The sequence below is a fragment of the Enterobacter sp. ENT03 genome, from assembly GCF_019218745.1.
Taxonomy (GTDB): domain Bacteria; phylum Pseudomonadota; class Gammaproteobacteria; order Enterobacterales; family Enterobacteriaceae; genus Enterobacter_D.
This window is the reverse complement of record NZ_JAHUXA010000002.1, coordinates 119,709-138,023: the sequence shown is the minus strand read 5'-3', so window position 1 is coordinate 138,023 and position 18,315 is coordinate 119,709. Positions and strand designations below refer to the sequence as shown.

Annotated in this window: 13 protein-coding genes and 1 CRISPR repeat array; of the genes, 2 read left to right on the top strand and 11 right to left on the bottom strand. The window is 56.6% G+C overall.

The annotated features are described in order from the left end of the window. Positions 1-33 precede the first annotated feature (33 nt). Positions 34-1,074 (top strand): aminopeptidase, encoded by a 1,041-nt coding sequence (locus KW828_RS05555; RefSeq protein ID WP_218335475.1) that lies wholly within the window; start codon positions 34-36, stop codon positions 1,072-1,074. A gap of 54 nt (positions 1,075-1,128) precedes the next feature. Then, a CRISPR array of direct repeats spans positions 1,129-4,451; the repeat unit is 27 nt; unit sequence CGGTTTATCCCCGCTGGCGCGGGGAAC. Between the two features lie 105 nt (positions 4,452-4,556). Here the strand turns inward: KW828_RS05555 and cas2e are convergent. The 11 genes from cas2e to cysJ all read right to left on the bottom strand — a co-directional run bounded on the left by cas2e (position 4,557) and on the right by cysJ (position 17,607). Next, a complete protein-coding gene (cas2e, locus tag KW828_RS05550; protein WP_218335474.1) occupies positions 4,557-4,841 on the bottom strand; it encodes a type I-E CRISPR-associated endoribonuclease Cas2e in 285 nt (94 codons plus the stop codon). 3 nt (positions 4,842-4,844) lie between these two features. Beyond that, the gene (gene cas1e / locus KW828_RS05545; protein WP_218335473.1) at positions 4,845-5,759 is read right to left on the bottom strand and encodes a type I-E CRISPR-associated endonuclease Cas1e; all 915 of its coding nucleotides are present in this window, start codon (positions 5,757-5,759) and stop codon (positions 4,845-4,847) included. Between the two features lie 4 nt (positions 5,760-5,763). Continuing rightward, positions 5,764-6,417 (bottom strand): type I-E CRISPR-associated protein Cas6/Cse3/CasE, encoded by a 654-nt coding sequence (gene cas6e, locus KW828_RS05540; protein WP_218335472.1) that lies wholly within the window; start codon positions 6,415-6,417, stop codon positions 5,764-5,766. Continuing rightward, positions 6,417-7,151, bottom strand: a complete 735-nt coding sequence (gene cas5e, locus KW828_RS05535) for a type I-E CRISPR-associated protein Cas5/CasD (protein ID WP_218335471.1) — start codon at positions 7,149-7,151, stop codon at positions 6,417-6,419. Before cas5e ends, cas6e begins: the two co-directional genes overlap by 1 nt. A 13-nt stretch (positions 7,152-7,164) precedes the next feature. Next, positions 7,165-8,223, bottom strand: coding sequence for a type I-E CRISPR-associated protein Cas7/Cse4/CasC (cas7e, locus tag KW828_RS05530; RefSeq protein WP_218335470.1), 1,059 nt, complete (start codon positions 8,221-8,223; stop codon positions 7,165-7,167). A gap of 2 nt (positions 8,224-8,225) precedes the next feature. Continuing rightward, positions 8,226-8,840 carry a type I-E CRISPR-associated protein Cse2/CasB gene (casB, locus tag KW828_RS05525; protein WP_218335469.1) on the bottom strand — a complete coding sequence of 205 codons (615 nt, stop codon included), beginning with the start codon at positions 8,838-8,840 and terminating at the stop codon, positions 8,226-8,228. Next, positions 8,833-10,392, bottom strand: coding sequence for a type I-E CRISPR-associated protein Cse1/CasA (gene casA, locus KW828_RS05520; RefSeq protein ID WP_218335468.1), 1,560 nt, complete (start codon positions 10,390-10,392; stop codon positions 8,833-8,835). Before casA ends, casB begins: the two co-directional genes overlap by 8 nt. Positions 10,393-10,428: 36 nt before the next feature. Next, the gene (gene cas3 / locus KW828_RS05515) at positions 10,429-13,080 is read right to left on the bottom strand and encodes a CRISPR-associated helicase Cas3' (protein ID WP_218335467.1); all 2,652 of its coding nucleotides are present in this window, start codon (positions 13,078-13,080) and stop codon (positions 10,429-10,431) included. 147 nt (positions 13,081-13,227) lie between these two features. After that, entirely contained in the window at positions 13,228-13,959 is a 732-nt protein-coding gene (gene cysH, locus KW828_RS05510) for a phosphoadenosine phosphosulfate reductase (protein WP_218335466.1), read from the bottom strand. A gap of 124 nt (positions 13,960-14,083) precedes the next feature. Then, positions 14,084-15,796, bottom strand: coding sequence for an assimilatory sulfite reductase (NADPH) hemoprotein subunit (cysI, locus tag KW828_RS05505; protein WP_218335465.1), 1,713 nt, complete (start codon positions 15,794-15,796; stop codon positions 14,084-14,086). Then, entirely contained in the window at positions 15,796-17,607 is a 1,812-nt protein-coding gene (gene cysJ / locus KW828_RS05500) for an NADPH-dependent assimilatory sulfite reductase flavoprotein subunit (protein ID WP_218335464.1), read from the bottom strand. The genes cysI and cysJ overlap by 1 nt, the downstream gene beginning before the upstream one ends. A gap of 301 nt (positions 17,608-17,908) precedes the next feature. Between cysJ and queD the strand changes: the two genes are divergently transcribed. Beyond that, positions 17,909-18,274, top strand: coding sequence for a 6-carboxytetrahydropterin synthase QueD (gene queD, locus KW828_RS05495; protein ID WP_165304103.1), 366 nt, complete (start codon positions 17,909-17,911; stop codon positions 18,272-18,274). The last annotated feature ends 41 nt before the right edge of the window (positions 18,275-18,315 follow it).

Below are 18,315 nucleotides of genomic sequence, written 5' to 3'. Positions count from 1 at the left end.
GTCAAAATTTTCCTGCATGTTTAAGGACTCTCTATGTTTTCCGCATTGCGCCACCGTACCGCTGCCCTGGCGTTCGGCGTATGCAGTATCCTTCCCGTCCAGGCGACACTGCTGCCGCCCGGCGACATGGCAAGCCATCAGGCACGTTATATTGCGACCTATTTCCCCGGCCGCATGACCGGCACCCCGGCAGAGATGCTGTCCGCCGATTATGTGCGTCAGCAGTTTGCGCAGATGGGCTACCAGAGCGATATTCGCAAGTTCACCAGCCGCTTCATCTATACCTCGAAGAGCAACCAGCGCAACTGGCATAACGTTACCGGCAGCACGGTGATCGCCGCCCACGAAGGTAAGCAGCCGGAGCAGATTATTATCATGGCGCACCTCGACACCTACGCGCCGCGCAGCGATGCGGATATTGATAACAACCTCGGCGGTCTTACCTTACAGGGGCTTGACGATAACGCCGCGGGTGTTGGCGTGATGCTGGAACTGGCCGATGCGCTGAAAAATATTCCCACGCAGTACAGTATCCGTTTTGTCGCCACCAGCGGCGAAGAGGAAGGCCTTCTTGGCGCAGAGAATTTTCTGAGCCGCATGAGCACAGCCGAGAAGAAAAACACCCTGCTGGTGATCAATCTCGATAACCTGATCGTGGGCGATAAGCTCTATTTCAACAGCGGTAAAAATACCCCCGCCTCGGTACGCAAACTCACCCGCGACCGCGCGCTGGCCATCGCCCGCAGCCGTGGCATCCCCGCCGCCACGAATCCCGGCCTGAATCCGCAATACCCGAAAGGCACCGACTGCTGCCACGATGTGGAGGTGTTCGATAAAGCGAATATTCCGGTGCTGTCGGTGGAAGCGACGAACTGGTCGCTGGGCAACAAAGATGGTTACCAGCAACGCGCCAAAACCCGTTCTTTCCCGAACGGCACCAGCTGGCACGATGTGCGACTGGATAGTCAGCAGCACATCGACAACGCCCTGCCGGGCCGCATCGAACGCCGCAGCCGCGATGTGATGCGCATTATGCTGCCGCTGGTAAAAGAACTGGCACGGGCGAAAACGTAGATCTTCGCGAGAACGGGGAACGCTGGCATAGCACTCCCCCTCGAGCTGCGATTTCGGTTTATCCCCGCGGGTGGGGGGAACACGCGCAGGTTGACGCAGCGAAAACGCCGCTGGTCGGTTTATCCCCGCTGGCGCGGGGCACACGCTCATTGCTGACTCCTGAATCTGGTTGTGCGCGGTTTATCCCCGCTGGCGCGGGGAACACTTCGTGCTCAAAATCGACGTCGCCATGTTCGTCGGTTTATCCCCGCTGGCGCGGGGAACACCCAGTGACAGCCTATTACAACGAGATCGATCCCGGTTTATCCCCGCTGGCGCGGGGAACACGTCACAACTTTTTCACCGGGGAACATTATGGGCGGTTTATCCCCGCTGGCGCGGGGAACACGTTCCGTTCGGGCAGCACAAATCAGCACCGTACGGTTTATCCCCGCTGGCGCGGGGAACACATTAACCAGTCGACCTTTTCAGCTAGTGTTTCCGGTTTATCCCCGCTGGCGCGGGGAACACTTTACGGTGGCGGGGGTTAGTATATCGTTTATCGGTTTATCCCCGCTGGCGCGGGGAACACGCGCCGCACATATTACTCAGGCGCGTAATTGTCGGTTTATCCCCGCTGGCGCGGGGAACACCCGTTAACGCTGTTCCAGGCGTAGCGCGCCCACGGTTTATCCCCGCTGGCGCGGGGAACACATAACGCGACGTGCGGCAATGTCGCCCTCCTGCGGTTTATCCCCGCTGGCGCGGGGAACACCAGTACGACCGCAAGAAGAAACAGCAGAACTACGGTTTATCCCCGCTGGCGCGGGGAACTCATATAATATGGTGGTGCAATCCTCATAAATCTCGGTTTATCCCCGCTGGCGCGGGGAACTCGAATTTCCGGCGCGGCGGTTACTTTCGGTGAGCGGTTTATCCCCGCTGGCGCGGGGAACTCTTCGGGTAAACGGAATGCATCACCTCGATCCACGGTTTATCCCCGCTGGCGCGGGGAACTCCTTTTCATTTTTCAGATGGGCAAAAATCTGTTCGGTTTATCCCCGCTGGCGCGGGGAACTCTCTGAAAGCGTGTCAGTATCGAAGTTACCCGGCGGTTTATCCCCGCTGGCGCGGGGAACTCGTGGGCGGCTATTCGATGCGGATGCCAGGTATCGGTTTATCCCCGCTGGCGCGGGGAACTCGCACTGGCGAACGATAAAGGCGAGTGGCGTTACGGTTTATCCCCGCTGGCGCGGGGAACTCTTGTTTAGCCCACTCCATCGCCTGTTTGCCCGCGGTTTATCCCCGCTGGCGCGGGGAACTCTGTAGCAAATGTGGAGGCAGCTTAATTCTTCCCGGTTTATCCCCGCTGGCGCGGGGAACTCTTGCTGGTTCATGCCTTCGATGAAGGCGCGGTCGGTTTATCCCCGCTGGCGCGGGGAACTCAGACTCCAGCGTGACAGCACCGCCGGATACCACGGTTTATCCCCGCTGGCGCGGGGAACTCCCTACGCACAGCTCCAGCCACGTCCCACCACGCGGTTTATCCCCGCTGGCGCGGGGAACTCTCGTTACCAACACCCGGATTTACTCCTGCAACCGGTTTATCCCCGCTGGCGCGGGGAACTTGGTAGAGGCACCACGACGGGGACCACCACGGGCGGTTTATCCCCGCTGGCGCGGGGAACTCGGCAGGATAGCCACTTACGCGCGGAGCTGGGACGGTTTATCCCCGCTGGCGCGGGGAACTCGCGCTGTCCGGCCCTGCTGGTAATATCCCATCCGGTTTATCCCCGCTGGCGCGGGGAACTCGGTCGCTCCCGTTTAACTTTAACCTCAACGCGCGGTTTATCCCCGCTGGCGCGGGGAACTCCCTGACGTTTCTGCGGATCTTTACGGCATAAACGGTTTATCCCCGCTGGCGCGGGGAACTCCTCATTCACGCTGTCAGCAAGCCTAATGGCCTCGGTTTATCCCCGCTGGCGCGGGGAACTCTGGCTGCGTCTCTCTCAATTCGTTAGCCAGCGCGGTTTATCCCCGCTGGCGCGGGGAACTCGATTTATTGGTCAAGCATTGTTGCATTAAATGCGGTTTATCCCCGCTGGCGCGGGGAACTCCAAACGACTCGCGCTGGGATGCTCGAAAACTGCGGTTTATCCCCGCTGGCGCGGGGAACTCTACAGGAATATTGCTGGTGTACTGGGGTTTTTCGGTTTATCCCCGCTGGCGCGGGGAACTCTACTGATGGTAAATCCATCACATTGCCTGAACCGGTTTATCCCCGCTGGCGCGGGGAACTCGCTGTACTGCGCGCCTGTGATATTTCCATCGCCGGTTTATCCCCGCTGGCGCGGGGAACTCCATTTTTTCCCTCCAGAACATGGAGGAGAATACGGTTTATCCCCGCTGGCGCGGGGAACTCAATTTTGACCGGTTCAGCGACCTGATCGGGCGCGGTTTATCCCCGCTGGCGCGGGGAACTCATCGATCGGCCCAGCACAGTACGTCTGAATAACGGTTTATCCCCGCTGGCGCGGGGAACTCTGAGTACACTGCTGGGCATACTGACGGATTAACGGTTTATCCCCGCTGGCGCGGGGAACTCCGCGATTGTGCCCGCAAAGTCTTTTCAAGACGCGGTTTATCCCCGCTGGCGCGGGGAACTCTAAAGCCAGCGCGTTCTGATGGGTGATCAGTCCGGTTTATCCCCGCTGGCGCGGGGAACTCGTTACGTAGCTCTTTCATCAGAAGCCACCTTTCGGTTTATCCCCGCTGGCGCGGGGAACTCCAGGTCTGCTGATTTAGCAGAAGGAGTTGCCACGGTTTATCCCCGCTGGCGCGGGGAACTCCGATGCAACCACCATTGAAGTGAACGAAATCACGGTTTATCCCCGCTGGCGCGGGGAACTCGTATGGCATGCCCCTTTCGGGTACGGCCTGCGCGGTTTATCCCCGCTGGCGCGGGGAACTCGGGAACAGATTAAAGGCGCGGACCGCCGTAACCGGTTTATCCCCGCTGGCGCGGGGAACTCGTGTCGAAATCGTTGTAGATGTGAACAGGCGGCGGTTTATCCCCGCTGGCGCGGGGAACTCGGTACCGTTGCTTGTACTGATGACAAAATTACCGGTTTATCCCCGCTGGCGCGGGGAACTCGTTCGACGACATTATTGTTGAACTTCCGCCTCCGGTTTATCCCCGCTGGCGCGGGGAACTCTCCAGGAGGCTAACTCCCAGAGCTTCAATTTTCGGTTTATCCCCGCTGGCGCGGGGAACTCCAAAAACCAGCTTTTCTCAGTTAGCGCGTGCCCGGTTTATCCCCGCTGGCGCGGGGAACTCGCGCCCCCCCTCCCCCTAGACAATCTACAGCGCGGTTTATCCCCGCTGGCGCGGGGAACTCTCTTAGCCTACATCTTTGTTTATTAGAGCAATTTTTTATCAAAAACAATTCACCAACGACTTTATTACATTTCCTTATTTTAAAAGAACGGGTAAGCCATTGATCTCAAATTGGAAAAAAAGAAACCAGCCGCAGGCCGTCCAAATCTACCGGCATACGCCTGTTTTCTCCCCATGTCTGAAAATCAAACCCAGATTCGTTATTGGTCGCCCAGGCCATAACCACATTTCCGGCTTCTGCCAGTTGGGTGATTTGATACCAAATCATTTCGCGGACTTTACGAGACACCTCGCCCACATAAACACCCGCCCTGACTTCAAGAAGCCATACCGCAAGCCGACCGCGCAACTGTGGAGGCACGTTTTCTGTCACAACAACAAGCATACTCATGCGCTATCCCCTATGACCTGCATCACCCAGTGAAACGGGTTCAGGGATCGCTGGCGGCTGAGCATCCTCAAAGGGTTTGGGAAGCTCAATCTCGCCTGCGGCAAGCACTTCCTCTATAAGCGGGATTATCCTCGCGAGCGTTTTCTGGCTGCGAAAAACATCCCGACAGGCCAGACGAACGTCTTTATCCGGACTATGCGGATTGCGGGCGGCAATTTCGAACGCGACGGGTACGACACCGTCAAATTTCACGATGTCAGCAATGTCGTAGACAAAAGACAATGGCTTACCTGAATGGACAAAACCGATTGCTGGCGCATATCCCGCTGCCAGAATTGCCGCTTCGGTAATGCCGTACAGACATGACGTGGCGGCGCTAATGCACTGATTTACCACATCACCTTTCTCCCAGTCTTTAGGATCATAGCGGCGTCCATGCCACTTAACGCCGTAGCGCTTCGCCAGCAAAGAATAAGTCTGACGGACGCGAACACCTTCAATACCCCGAAGCTGTTCCACCGAACGTCTACTCGGTGCTGGCTCGCCAAAACGAAGCTCGAACATTTTACGCACCACTTTCAGGCGTAAGTCCTCATCCAGCGCCAGTTTCGCCTGATAAAGCAAGCGGTCACTTCGCGCACCGCCAGGCTGGCCGCTGGCGTACATCCGCACCCCCGCCTCGCCGACCCACACCAGCAATGTGCCGGTGGTGGCCGCCAGACGCACCGCCGCGTGGGAAATGCGCGTTCCGGGTTCCAGCATGATGCAGGCGATCGATCCCACCGGGATATGGGTGCGTATCCCGGTTATGTCGATCAGGACGAACGCGCCATCAACCACGTCGATTTGTCCATACTGTAAAAAGATCATCGAGGTGCGATCTTTGATGGGGATGGGAGAAAGCGGTACGTAGCCCATGGCGTTATCCCCTGCGGATCAACATCAGCCCACACCCTAATCCTTTGCTTTTGCCGATCCCGCTGCGTAACGTCTCCAGAAACTGGGTCGCATCCGTTACCAGCAACCTTCCGGCAAAATCCACGCTGGTAAACGTTACCGCAGCCTGCCCGGATTTACGCACAAACCGTTGCTGTTGCTGGCCGATCACGTCCAGATCGTCCTGATTAACGGTGAATCCTTTTGCCTCTCCCTGCATTTTCAACCAGTGCTTTGCGGCTGCGACCTGTCGGGACCAGTATTCTGCCGGATCGACACCCTGTAATTTTGCCTGATACTTCGCATCCATCAGCACGTCGCTACGCTTGCCCTGGCGAGTGATCACCGGATTAGCACGCAAAGCGAAGTGAAGCGTCATGCCTGCACAAAGCTGTGGCGCGAACGGTTTCGTCTCGACGGTCAAAAAGGCGTGTTCCGCCTGCGGGATGCCCTCAGAAAGCAGATAAAAACAGGCACCGGCACGAAAGGGCTCATGACGAAACAAAAACGTCCGTGCCTGCTGGCCGGGGAAAAGTTGCCACAGCCACTGGTGGCTGGCATACGGCTGCGCCTCCAGCCATTTCTGATGCATGGTGGGCGTCAGTTTATTCAGGTCGAGTGTAACCCGTGAAAGAAACATCACTCTTCCTCCGTGAAGTAACCCGAGTGCTGCACGCGGGTAGAAAACTGCCAGCGCTGGCGGCTGCCAGGTTGGTCGCGGCGTTGCTGCGTGGCGGCTACGGTCATGCCCTGCTGATCGCCTTCCCAGACGCACCAGCGTAGATCGTCCGCGATCAGGCTAAGTTCAGGGCAGAGCAAACCGTACGCCTCATGCTGCAAGGCTGCACAAAAAACATCCGCCAGCGTACCGTTGAGGATCTGCGGTGCCAGCGGCAGTGCGGGCGGACAACTTTTTCGCCCCAGGTAAAGAGCAAACACCGGGTTTTCCAGCGCCTGCGCCAGCGCTTCCAGGCTAAAGGGCGCATCTGACGTTTCCTGGACGGCAACATGGTAGTACGCATCGCAGCGGTATTCGCGCGAGGTCAGCAGCGTGCCAATATCATCCGGCGATTGCGTCAGTTCGTCGCGACGCGTGTAATAGCGGCGCTTACGGTTTTCTTTCGGCACCTGAACGGTGTGGTAATCACGTAGCCATTGCTCACGCCCGGAAAGCGGCCGGATGGCGAACAGATAGTGCTGATTCAGAAGCCGAAGGCGTTCCTCTTCTTCACGCTTGACCCCCAGCGCTGCCGCCAGTAGGCCGAGTAGCGCCGAACGACTGGGGATGGTCGATGTATGACGCACCTCACCCACGGCGGCCTCCCCCCAGGAGGCCAGCGGAGCATAGAGTTGAAATACCAGATAACGGGACATCGTCGCTCCTTAACTAGCTGATGAAATCCAGCAGTTCCTGAAGGGAGCCTTCGCCCGATTCGGCGTTCATTTCGTAGCATTGCTCATCGCTTTTTTGTCCGTATACGCGGGCAAATTTTTGATACTGCTGTTGCAGGCGTGCAATCGCCTGGGTCTGCTGATCCTCGCCCCGCACCGGGTTAAAAAAGGCCACCGACAGCGTGCGCGGCTGCTGGCTGCCTTTTTCGGCCATCGCATAAGACGCATAGGCGCGGGAAGCAAAGCTGTTCTGTTTGCCAGTGGGCGACACGGTGAGCGCGGTTTCCGTCAGCGCGCGCAGCGTTTGCTTCACCAGCGCTTCATTACCGTTAAGGTTTTCCAGCAGCAGGTCGCGATTAATGCAGATGTAGGTATAGAACAGCGCGGAGGCGAATCCCTGTTCACCCATATGCGCAGAACCGGCGTCATCTTCTTTACGATTGAGATCATCCACTGCGGTGAAAAAATCTTCTTCGACAGTGACCGCGCTGACGCCCAGCGCGTGGGCGACCTGGCACGCCGCCTCAACATTGAATGCCGGGCTGGATGCCAGCATACGGCCAAAGAGCGCAATATCGACACCCTGCGCATCCGCGCGCAGCAGGGTTAATTCATTCTCGGCAGGCTCACGCTTGTCGGCGGCAAGCGTTTGAACCAGCTGATTAATCTGCTGCATTTCCTGCGGGCTGACATGCACCAGTTGTTCAATATCCAGATTATCCAGCGGCGATTTTGGATTTTTATCGGCTTTTAATTTGCCAAACTGTTCTGCGATTTTGGCCGCTATCGTCAGTGCTGTTTTCTCAGCCACGTCAGCGCTGCGCAGTTGCTGATAAATCTCACGACCAAGGCGACGCGTGCGCGTTCCCATATGAGCGCTTAGCGCACTGCCGAAAACCTCGGAGGTGCGCCATGCGCGTTTCAGGCTTTGTGAGGAAACCCGCAGGCGCTCCACTCCGCCCATGATGGCGGTTTTTGGACGCCCGGTATCGTCACGGTTTAAATTGGCTGGTGCGTAAGCGGTTAACAGATGAAGCTGAATAAAAGTGGTCATGATTATTCTTCCGGTGAATTTTTAACTGAGGTTTTTTCGGCTGCCAGCAGATATTCGCTGGCCCAGCGCACGCTGAAACGTTTGAAAGGGTTAGTTTCAACAGGCTGAAACTGTTCGCGGGCATACCATTCGCGCATCCACAAAAAAATGCCGTCGGCCAGGGATACCAGATTGACGCCTTCGTCACCGCGCAGTTTGACCGCGCGGGTCAACTGGCTGCATAACTCCGCCGGGGTTCGCGCCGCAAGCAGCCGATCGAAGCGCGAGCGGGACAGGCACGGCGTACCTTTTATTTCTTTCCCCAACTGGCGGGCGACGCTCTCCTGTCCGTTATCTTTGCGCACATGGGAGGCAATGCTGGCGAACATCGCCAGCGCCAGCTTATCGCTGTCGTTAAAACGCAGGAGGGTCTGTAAGGGCTGCATGAGCGCAAAAAATCCCTGAGTGGTTAAGGTGCCATAAGGTTGAGCGCTGCGACGTAACTCCGCCCGCCAGGCTCTGCCATTCACGCCACCAGGATGGTTGCGCTCCTGTAAACTTGCAAACCAGCGCCTGACTATCCCCGCCGCCTCGGGATGGGTAAAAATCACCGGTTTACCGGTATCTATATCAGCCATGTTGTGCCTCCTTACGCTCGCGCGTTAATTCCAGTAACGCTTTCCAGGTTTTTTGTTTGAGCAGATTTTTAGTCAGCCCTTGCCGGGCGCGCAGAATACGGCTCAGATCGCTGACTTCATCCGGATTGGTAAAAGCACGTTCATCAAACGTGTGAAACAGATAATCGCGCAGGGCCGTTTGCCAGATACTTAACGCGCGGCGCGCCTCGGGAAAAGTGGCAGAGGGATAATGATTAAGCGTCTGCCAGAGCGTGTGAAAATCATTTTCGGTTTGTTGCCAGAAGGCGATGTCGATCATGCTGAAATCGCCCTTCGCTTCTTTCGGGCTTTCAAACCACGCTTCTTTTAATGCCTGGCGTAGCAGAGGCAAAACGCTTACCGCCAGTTCAACGCAGCCTTGTAACAGTTCTTTCAGTTCAGCGGCCCCGGCACGTGGCAGCGTGGTAATGGCTAAGCGATGCTCGTACCAGCAGCGGGATTTCGCGTTATCCATATCAAAGCCTGCGCACCACAATTGCGTTTCGCGGGGTAAGGGATTGCGGCGCACGACTGTCGCCGGTAGCGTGCGGTTTAACTTATCTTCCGATTCCACCACCAGCCCAAGCCAGTCTTTCCAGGCGAGTCCACCTGGTTGGCCTTTTAACGGCAGCAACGGGGCGCTGACATCTTTAACGCCCTGCCGGTAGGGTGAAAATGGATGCACCCAGCCTTCATATTGCACGCCATAGTTTTTGCTGCGTATCTGGCTTAACAGTTCATCATGGTGTTCACCGCACAGATCGCATTCGCCGCTTTGCGTATGGGTGAAATCAATCTCCAGACGACGGGGCATGCCCCAGTACGCCTGTAACGGATGCGCATTTTCCGGGGTGACGCTGTTTTTGGCGCTTTCGCTGCTGCGTGTGGGGGCAAGCCACGGGAAAATGAGCGGCAGTTGCGCCTCCTGCCAGGGTTTAGCGGGCATGACGTTAAGCCACAGTTTCTTCCATAAAGGCACATCATTGTTCGTGGGAACCAGCAATGTGGTCATCGGGCCGCCGCCGCGCATACTGGTACGAAAACCGGCGCCCGCCGCAGGGGAATTGGTTTGCACGGTGAACAGCGCCATCGCCGCGCAGTGCGGACAAAAATGCTGGTAACAGGTGCGTTTAACGAAGTGATCTTTGTTGAGCTTAAGCGCATTACCGCCGGGCGCGTCGATCAGCAGACCTGAAACAGAAGATGGCTCAACCGGCAGCGTATCAAAATCCTGTAAAAATGCCGGTTTATCAGGCCCGAAGTTAAAGGCCACCGCGATGCGCGACAGGGCCTGTTGCCACTTGTCCGCATCCAGCCCCTCGTCCCAGACATCTTCCCAGGCTTCCTCGTCCTCTGGTGCAAAGGTGGTTTGCAACATGCCGATCAACAGTTGCCAGGCGGCTCCCTGAAAATCAGCTCTTGACCATGCGAGATCGAGGATGTCGTTATCCGCAAGTTGCAGCGGTGAAATTTTCCTGCGCTGCCCGCCGCGATCTATTGCGGGTAGCCAGGGTTCCGTAATTAAGGAAAACATAAATTCCCCTGTTTTAATGTCCCTGTTAAACCACTTTCAGGAGGCTAAAAGCCCCCACACCTTGTTGTAATGCTCAGATTCTTTGTCGCGTTCCAGCAGCAGCACCTGGGCATGCGGATCACGAATGCGCTTGCGAAAACGCTCCAGCTCCTCGCCCTGCACATGGGGCACAGAGGTGGCAACTTTTCGCCACAGGCTTTCACGTACCGATAACCGACTCTGCTCCCAGGCAAAATCTGTGCCTTCTGCATAGGGCGATAAATCCTGCCATGCCAGATAGAGATCGACGCTCGCCTCGCTCAGGCGCGTTGAAAGCTCCACATCCTCGGCCCAGGCAAAATCACTGGCCGTGCGGTCATAACCCCTGTCGCGGTCGAGCAAAATTTGTGCTGCGGCGCCTCTTTCACCAGCTTTCAGGCCAAACACATGATCGCCAATGCGCTGCAATCCTGCCGGGGCGTCGATCCATTCGCTATACACGCTTTCTACTAATTCACGAGCGTGGTCCGGCATGCGGATTTCTCCTTTTTCACGCAGCACCGCCTGCGTACGCCACAGACAGGCGTGATCCGGATAGACAAATCCGGTGCCCTGCAACGCGCCCACCAGCCAGCCGGGTTGAGCGTCTGGCTGCCATTCGGGTGCCAGAATATGTAGCGTCGGAGAAAGCCGCTGCCCGCGCTGATGGCGTTGCAATCGTCCGGCGCGCTGAATCATTAAATCGACAGGCGCGAGATCGCTAATCATCACATCCAGGTCAATATCAAGGCTTTGCTCAATGACCTGGGTGGCGATCAGCACTTTGCCGCGTCGCGACTCTGCGGTGCTGGCTTTACCGAACCAGTCCAGCGCGTGGTTTTCAATCGCCATGCGATCGATAAACGCATAACGGCTATGAAACAGCAGCAGATCGTCCTGCGGAATATTGCCGCGTTGCAACAGTTCACGGTAAACCGCTATCGCCTCATCAACGGTATTGCGGATCCAGCAGATGCACTGACCGTCATTAACCGCTTGTTCGATAAGCGCGATGGCCTGCTGCGTCTGTGTCAGCCACTGGACAGCCACGCAGCGCGCCACTTCCGGGCGCGTTGCCGTATAGCTTTCCTGTAAGCCTTGTGACGTGAGGTGAGAAACCCAGGGATAATTCGCCTCGGGATGGGGATGGGGTTGCGGTAACACCCCGCCTGCGCCGTTGTGAAACGCCGTCAGCAATTTCTGGCGCAGCGATAGCGGCAGGGTGGCGCTGAGGATGATCGCGCTGCCTCCCTGCGCGGCGTGAAACGTCAGCAGTCCTTCCAGCAGGCGCACCATAAAGGCATCGTAGGCGTGGACTTCATCAAGGATCAGAATTTTGCCGTAAAGCCCCAACAGGCGCAGGGACTGATATTTGAAGGGCATCGCCGCCATCAGTAGCTGGTCAAGCGTGCCGACGCCAACCTCTGCCAACAGAGATTTTTTGCGCGAGTCGGCAAACCAGCGGTTGCAGGTGCTGGCGGCGGCATCTTCGCCAGCCTGATAGCGGGTTTGCCCCTGCATTTCGTCGCGCCACAGAGAGTGGTTAAACGCCTGCGACATATGCCGTGCGCCGTGTGCCAGCACCAGTGATGGCTGATTATCACGGTTAAACAGTGCGCGATAAGCCAGCGCCAGACGGTTAAACATGGCGTTAGAGGTCGCCATCGTCGGCAGGCCGACATATAAGCTGTCACCTTTACCATCCGTCATCATTCGGTGAGCGAGGATCATCGCCGCTTCGGTTTTGCCCGCACCGGTGACATCTTCCAGTATCAGTAGCTGCGGGCCTGGCGCACTGATGTCGACATCCAGAGCTTTTTGTTGCAATGGCGTAGGCTGCTGAAGAAAGGGAAATAAGGCCTGGTGATGCGTAAAAGGTGCCACCGCTGAGGACTCTGGAACATGCCGCAATGCCTGTTGCGCCTGGCTTCTGGCTCGTTGCCAGTATTCATTAATTGGCAGCACATCACTGACCAGGGGAAAATCATCCTGATTCGATCCCAGCCAGTCGGCCAGCACGGTCAGTCCGGCGAGTAGCCAACTCTGCTGTTGAAATTTATTGCCCCAGGTTTTGTCGCTAAAACTGTGTGGGAAAGTGTCAATACTTAACAGTAAACGGAGATCGGTGAGCCAGCACTCTGCGGCATCAATATCTTCAGACATAAATGCTGTAAGGCCTTTTACCTGCTGCTGTGGCGGTTTGCCGTGATGCCCGGTGACAATTTTTAATGCAGTATCCAGCGCCCGTTGGTCATTTTTGTAATTGCTGCTGGCGGGCAAAACGGTGTACTTCCCTTCTTTCCATGCAGGAAAAAAATTCGCATGCCAGAGCCAGTAGCCCAGCGAATCGTGACGGGCGCTATAACTCTTACCGCTAACCGCAGGTACCAGTTCAGCGCAGGAGTGGACATACAACTGCTGGAAGCCACGGGCAAATTTACCGATGTCATGCGTTCCCAGCAGCCAGGCGAACCACACTGCGGCTTCCTGCCGGGAAAAACCTAACTCAGCAAAAATATCCGCTGCGTGGAATCGATTTTCCAGCACCATTTGCCAGCCGCAGGCCGCGACATCCAGGCAATGGTAGGGCAACAAATGGTAAGCCGCCCCGGACGACTCTGCGGAGGCGGTTTTTCCCCAATACTTAAAATAGTTTGCGGTTTCGAACATGGCGTTTGAGCGTCAAAGAAAACATGACGCTCATTACAACGCGGGGGCGGGGATTAAACTGTGATAAATATCATGTGGTTATTAACATTCTAATAATAATGCCCGCAATATTAACTTCTAAAAATCATTAGCGAGATTTACGGGTTCCTATTCATGCAATCCACATTCACGCTTCAGCCCGAAGAAGCGGGTTTCTTCTTCCGCCATCCCCGGTTCCCATTTGCGGGTAGTGTGCGTATCTCCAACCGACAGATAGCCCTGATCCCACAGCGGATGGTATTTCAGGCCATGCTTTTGCAGGTACTGGAACACGGTGCGGTTATCCCAGTCGATAATCGGCAGCACTTTGAACACGCCGCGCTGGATGGCCAGCACCGGTAAATTCGCGCGGCTACCGGACTGGTCACGGCGCAGGCCAGCGAACCAGGTTTGCGCGTTCAGTTCTTTCAGCGCACGGTTCATCGGCTCGACTTTGTTGATGTCGTTGTACTTCTCGATGCCTTCGACGCCCTGCTCCCACAGTTTGCCGTAGCGGGCCTCCTGCCAGGCCGCGCTCTCTTTCGCGCGGTAGACTTGCAGGTTCAGTTTGAGTTTGTCCGTTAACTCATCAATAAACTGGTAGGTTTCCGGGAACAGGTAGCCGGTATCGGTGAGGATCACCGGAATGTCCGGGCGGATCTGATTCACCAGATGCAGGCTGACCGCCGCCTGAATACCAAAGCTCGACGACAGCACGTATTCACCGGGCAGGTTTTCCAGCGCCCAGGCGACGCGCGCTTCTGCGCTGAGTTTTTCAAGCTGGCCGTTCGTCTCGGCGAGGGCCAGTACGCGTTCTACTTTTGGCAGTTCGTTGAGCGCGTTTAGATCGAGTACGGACATAAGGACCTCGTTTGTGAGTTATTGCCGGGTGGCGCATACGCTTACCCGGCCTACAGGGCACGTTGGTTGCCCGGCCTGTTAAACCGTAGGCCCGGTATGCGTAGCGCCACCGGGCAAGGATCGTTTATTCCCAGAAATCCCGTGCCGGATCCAGTACCGGACGGATGATGCCAGCGCGCACGGTGAAATCGCCGAAGCCTTCGTTGGCATTACGCTCTTTCGCCCAGCGGCCTACCAGCTCGTCAATGGTGTCGAGGATTTCTGATTCAGTAATGTTTTCGCGGTACATGCGCGGGATACGTGTGCCCATGCGGTTGCCGCCCAGGTGCAGGTTATAGCGACCCGGCGCTTTACCGACCAGCCCCAGCTCCGCCAGCAGCGCTCGGCCACAGCCGTTCGGGCAGCCGGTCACGCGCAGCACGATATGCTCGTGGCCGAGGCCGTGTTTTTCCATCACCGCTTCTACTTTGTCGATAAACGACGGCAGGAAACGCTCGGCTTCCGCCATCGCCAACGGGCAGGTCGGGAAGGCGACGCAAGCCATGGAGTTCTCACGCTGCGGTTTCACGGCGTTCATCAGGCCATGATCGCGCGCCAGTTTTTCGATCTTCGCTTTTTCGCGTTCCGGCACGCCCGCCACGATCAGGTTCTGATTCGCGGTTAAACGGAAGTCGCCTTTATGGATCTTCGCGATCTCAACCAGACCGGTTTTCAGCGGGCGATCCGGGTAATCCAGAATACGACCATTCTCGATAAACAGCGTCAGGTGCCACTTATCATCGATGCCTTTTACCCAGCCGATGCGATCGCCACGACCCGTGAATTCATACGGGCGGATCGGCGCGAATTTGATGCCTGCGCGACGTTCCACTTCCGCTTTGAAGACTTCAGGGCCGACGCGCTCCAGCGTGTATTTGGTTTTGGCGTTTTTGCGATCGGTACGGTTGCCCCAGTCGCGCTGCGTGGTGACCACGGCTTCGGCGACCGCCAGCGTATGCTCCAGCGGCAGGAAGCCAAATTCAGTGGCGGTGCGGGCGTAGGTTTTCTTGTTGCCGTGCTCAATGGACAATCCGCCGCCAACCAGCAGGTTAAAGCCCACCAGCTTGCCGTTTTCGGCGATAGCGACAAAGTTCATGTCGTTAGCATGCAGATCGATGTCGTTTTGCGGCGGGATCACCACCGTGGTTTTAAACTTACGCGGCAGATAGGTCTGACCGAGAATGGGTTCTTCGTCGGTGGTCGCCACTTTCTCGGCATCGTGCCAGATTTCCGCATAGGCGCGGGTGCGCGGCAGCAGGTGCTCAGAGAGCTTTTTCGCCCATTCGTAGGCTTCGGCGTGCAGCTGCGATTCCACCGGGTTAGAGGTGCACAGCACGTTACGGTTCATGTCGTTTGCCGTGGCCAGCGCGTCCAGACCTACTTCATGCAGCATCTGGTGTGCCGGTTTGACGTTCTTCTTCAGAATGCCGTGATACTGGAACGTCTGGCGGTTGGTCAGCCGGATGCTGCCGTAGATGGTTTTCTCGGTGGCGAATTTATCCACCGACAGCCACTGCTGCGGCGTGATGATGCCGCCCGGCAGACGGCAGCGCAGCATCATCGCATGACGCGGCTCCAGTTTCTGTTCGGCGCGTTCGGCGCGAATGTCGCGATCGTCCTGCTGGTACATACCGTGAAAACGGATCAGCAGGAAGTTATCGCCGGAAAAACCGCCGGTCAGACCGTTATGTAAATCTTCCGCAATCGTACCGCGCAGGTAGTTGCTTTCGCGCTTCATGCGCTCGGCGTCAGTCAGTTTTCCTTCGACCACCAGCGGACCTGGATATTTTTCGCTCATTAGTAGACATCTCGCTGATAACGGCGCTCAACGCGCAGCTCACTTAAAAATTCATCCGCCGCTTCGGTATCCATGCCACCGAATTCGGCAATCACATCCAGCAAAGCTTTTTCAACGTCTGCGGCCATACGCCTGGCGTCGCCACAGACATAAATGTGGGCACCGTCATTGATCCAGCGCCACAGCTCTGCGCCCTGTTCGCGCAGTTTGTCTTGTACGTATATTTTTTCTTTCTGATCGCGGGACCAGGCCAGGTCGATGCGGTTCAGCACGCCGTCTTTAACGTAGCGCTGCCACTCCACCTGGTATAAAAAGTCTTCGGTAAAGTGCGGATTGCCAAAGAACAGCCAGTTTTTACCCGGCGCGTCTTCGGCGGCACGTTGCTGCATAAAGGCGCGGAACGGCGCGATACCGGTGCCCGGACCAATCATGATCACCGGCGTTTCGGGGTTTTCCGGCAGACGGAAGTTATCGTTATGTTCGATAAACACCCGGACTTCGCCATCTTCTTCCACGCGGTCGGCGAGGAAGCTGGATGCGCCACCAGCCCGCGCGCGGCCTTCAATGTCAAAACGCACCGCGCCCACGGTAATGTGCACTTCGCTTTCGACTTCCGCCTGAGATGAAGCAATGGAGTACAGGCGCGGCGTCAGCGGGCGCAGCAGACCCATCAGCGCGTCGGCATCCAGCTGGGCTGGCGAGAAACGCACCATATCGACAATCGGCGTCGTTGCGGCGTAGTGCTGCAACTGCGCTTTATCGCCCACCAGCGGCAGTAAGGTTTCGCTGCGGGTCAGGGTGGCGTAGTTTTCCACGATGTTGGCGGTGTTCACCGTCAGCTCAAAATGCCACTGCAAGGCTTCGGAAAGCGGCAGGGTTTTGCCATCGATATTCACTGGCTCGTCGCCGGTCAGCCACAGCAGTTCAACCAGTTCTTTGACCAGCGCCGGATCGTTCTGATACCACACGCCCAGGGCATCGCCCGGCTGATAGCGCAGACCAGAGTCACCCAGGTCGATCTCCAGATGACGAACGTCTTTTTCGGAATCGCGACCGGTGATTTTCTGATTAACCGACAGCGTGGCGCACAGCGGCGCTTCTTTCGTATAAGGGCTGGAAGTAACTTCGTTGACCACGCCGCTGGCCGTCACGGCAGCCTGCGCTGGCGTTTCCTGCGGCACGCGGGATTTCAGCACCTCGACGATACGACCACGCCATTCGGCGGCGGCAGGCTGATATTCAACGTCGGTATCCACGCGATCCAGCAGGCGTTCCGCGCCCAGTTCCGCCAGCTTGCTGTCAAAATCTTTGCCGCTCTGGCAGAAGAATTCATAGGAGGAATCGCCAAGGCCAAAGACGGCAAAAGCTGTGCCATTAAGTTTGGGGGCTTTTTTCGAGAACAGGAATTTATGCAGCGCGACGGCTTCTTCCGGCGGCTCCCCTTCCCCTTGCGTGGACGTCACGACAACCAGCAGTTTTTCCTGAGCGATTTGTTTGAATTTATAGTCGCCCGCGTTGACCAGGTTGACGTTAAGCTTCGCCGCCAGCAGGTCATCACGCAGCGCTTCCGCCACACGGCGGGCGTTACCGGTTTGCGAGGCGGAAATCAGCGTAATGGCCGGTGTTTCTTTGGCGACTGGCGCGGGCGCAGTCGCCGCAGCGGTGCCAGGCTGCTGGTTAAGCACGCCCCAGAAATAGCCGGAAACCCAGGCAAGCTGCGTGGGAGAAAGTTCGGATGTCACCGCCGTTAGCCGTGACATTTGCTCCGCGTTGAGCGGCAGCAAAGCGGAAGGTGGGGCCTGAGTCGTCATGCGTCGTCCAGTTCCAGTAAAAGCTGTTTTTATAAGGGGGAAAAACAGAACAGAGAGTAAGGTTAACGGCGCGAATAATAACAATTAAAGAAGGGATGGAAATAACAAATAACCAAAATGACTAACCTGTTTTAGCTATAGTTATTAACACTTAAACCGGTCAATTAAGTACATGAATTTTAATGAGTAAATAAGCATAAGCCTGACCAATACTTCGGCTTAACACTTTTACCGGTTTTTGTTAATGCTAAAAAAGGTCATATCCGCTACCCTACGGCGGTTTTTGCCTTACAGAGAAATTATGATGATCACCACCCTGTTTAAAGATTTCACCTTCGAAGCCGCTCACCATCTGCCGCACGTACCGGAAGGCCACAAATGCGGTCGCCTGCACGGTCACTCCTTTATGGTGCGTCTGGAAATTACCGGTGAAGTCGATCCGCATACCGGCTGGATCATGGATTTTTCCGAGCTGAAACGCGCCTTCAAACCGACCTATGATCGTCTGGATCATTACTATCTGAATGATATTCCGGGTCTTGAGAACCCGACCAGCGAAGTGCTGGCCGCGTGGATCTGGAACGAAATGAAGCCGCTGGTGCCGCAGCTGAGTGCGGTAATGGTAAAAGAAACCTGTACGGCGGGCTGTATTTATCGCGGGGAGTAATTCCCGCTTCTGTGTCATCAGTCACCGCCCCCGCATCGCCG

Coding starts and splice junctions, on each gene's coding strand:
- KW828_RS05555 (WP_218335475.1), top strand. CDS start 34: ATGTTTTCCGCATTGCGCCACCGTACCGCTGCCCTGGCGTTCGGCGTA.
- cas2e (WP_218335474.1), bottom strand. CDS start 4,841: ATGAGTATGCTTGTTGTTGTGACAGAAAACGTGCCTCCACAGTTGCGC.
- cas1e (WP_218335473.1), bottom strand. CDS start 5,759: ATGGGCTACGTACCGCTTTCTCCCATCCCCATCAAAGATCGCACCTCG.
- cas6e (WP_218335472.1), bottom strand. CDS start 6,417: ATGTTTCTTTCACGGGTTACACTCGACCTGAATAAACTGACGCCCACC.
- cas5e (WP_218335471.1), bottom strand. CDS start 7,151: ATGTCCCGTTATCTGGTATTTCAACTCTATGCTCCGCTGGCCTCCTGG.
- cas7e (WP_218335470.1), bottom strand. CDS start 8,223: ATGACCACTTTTATTCAGCTTCATCTGTTAACCGCTTACGCACCAGCC.
- casB (WP_218335469.1), bottom strand. CDS start 8,840: ATGGCTGATATAGATACCGGTAAACCGGTGATTTTTACCCATCCCGAG.
- casA (WP_218335468.1), bottom strand. CDS start 10,392: ATGTTTTCCTTAATTACGGAACCCTGGCTACCCGCAATAGATCGCGGC.
- cas3 (WP_218335467.1), bottom strand. CDS start 13,080: ATGTTCGAAACCGCAAACTATTTTAAGTATTGGGGAAAAACCGCCTCC.
- cysH (WP_218335466.1), bottom strand. CDS start 13,959: ATGTCCGTACTCGATCTAAACGCGCTCAACGAACTGCCAAAAGTAGAA.
- cysI (WP_218335465.1), bottom strand. CDS start 15,796: ATGAGCGAAAAATATCCAGGTCCGCTGGTGGTCGAAGGAAAACTGACT.
- cysJ (WP_218335464.1), bottom strand. CDS start 17,607: ATGACGACTCAGGCCCCACCTTCCGCTTTGCTGCCGCTCAACGCGGAG.
- queD (WP_165304103.1), top strand. CDS start 17,909: ATGATGATCACCACCCTGTTTAAAGATTTCACCTTCGAAGCCGCTCAC.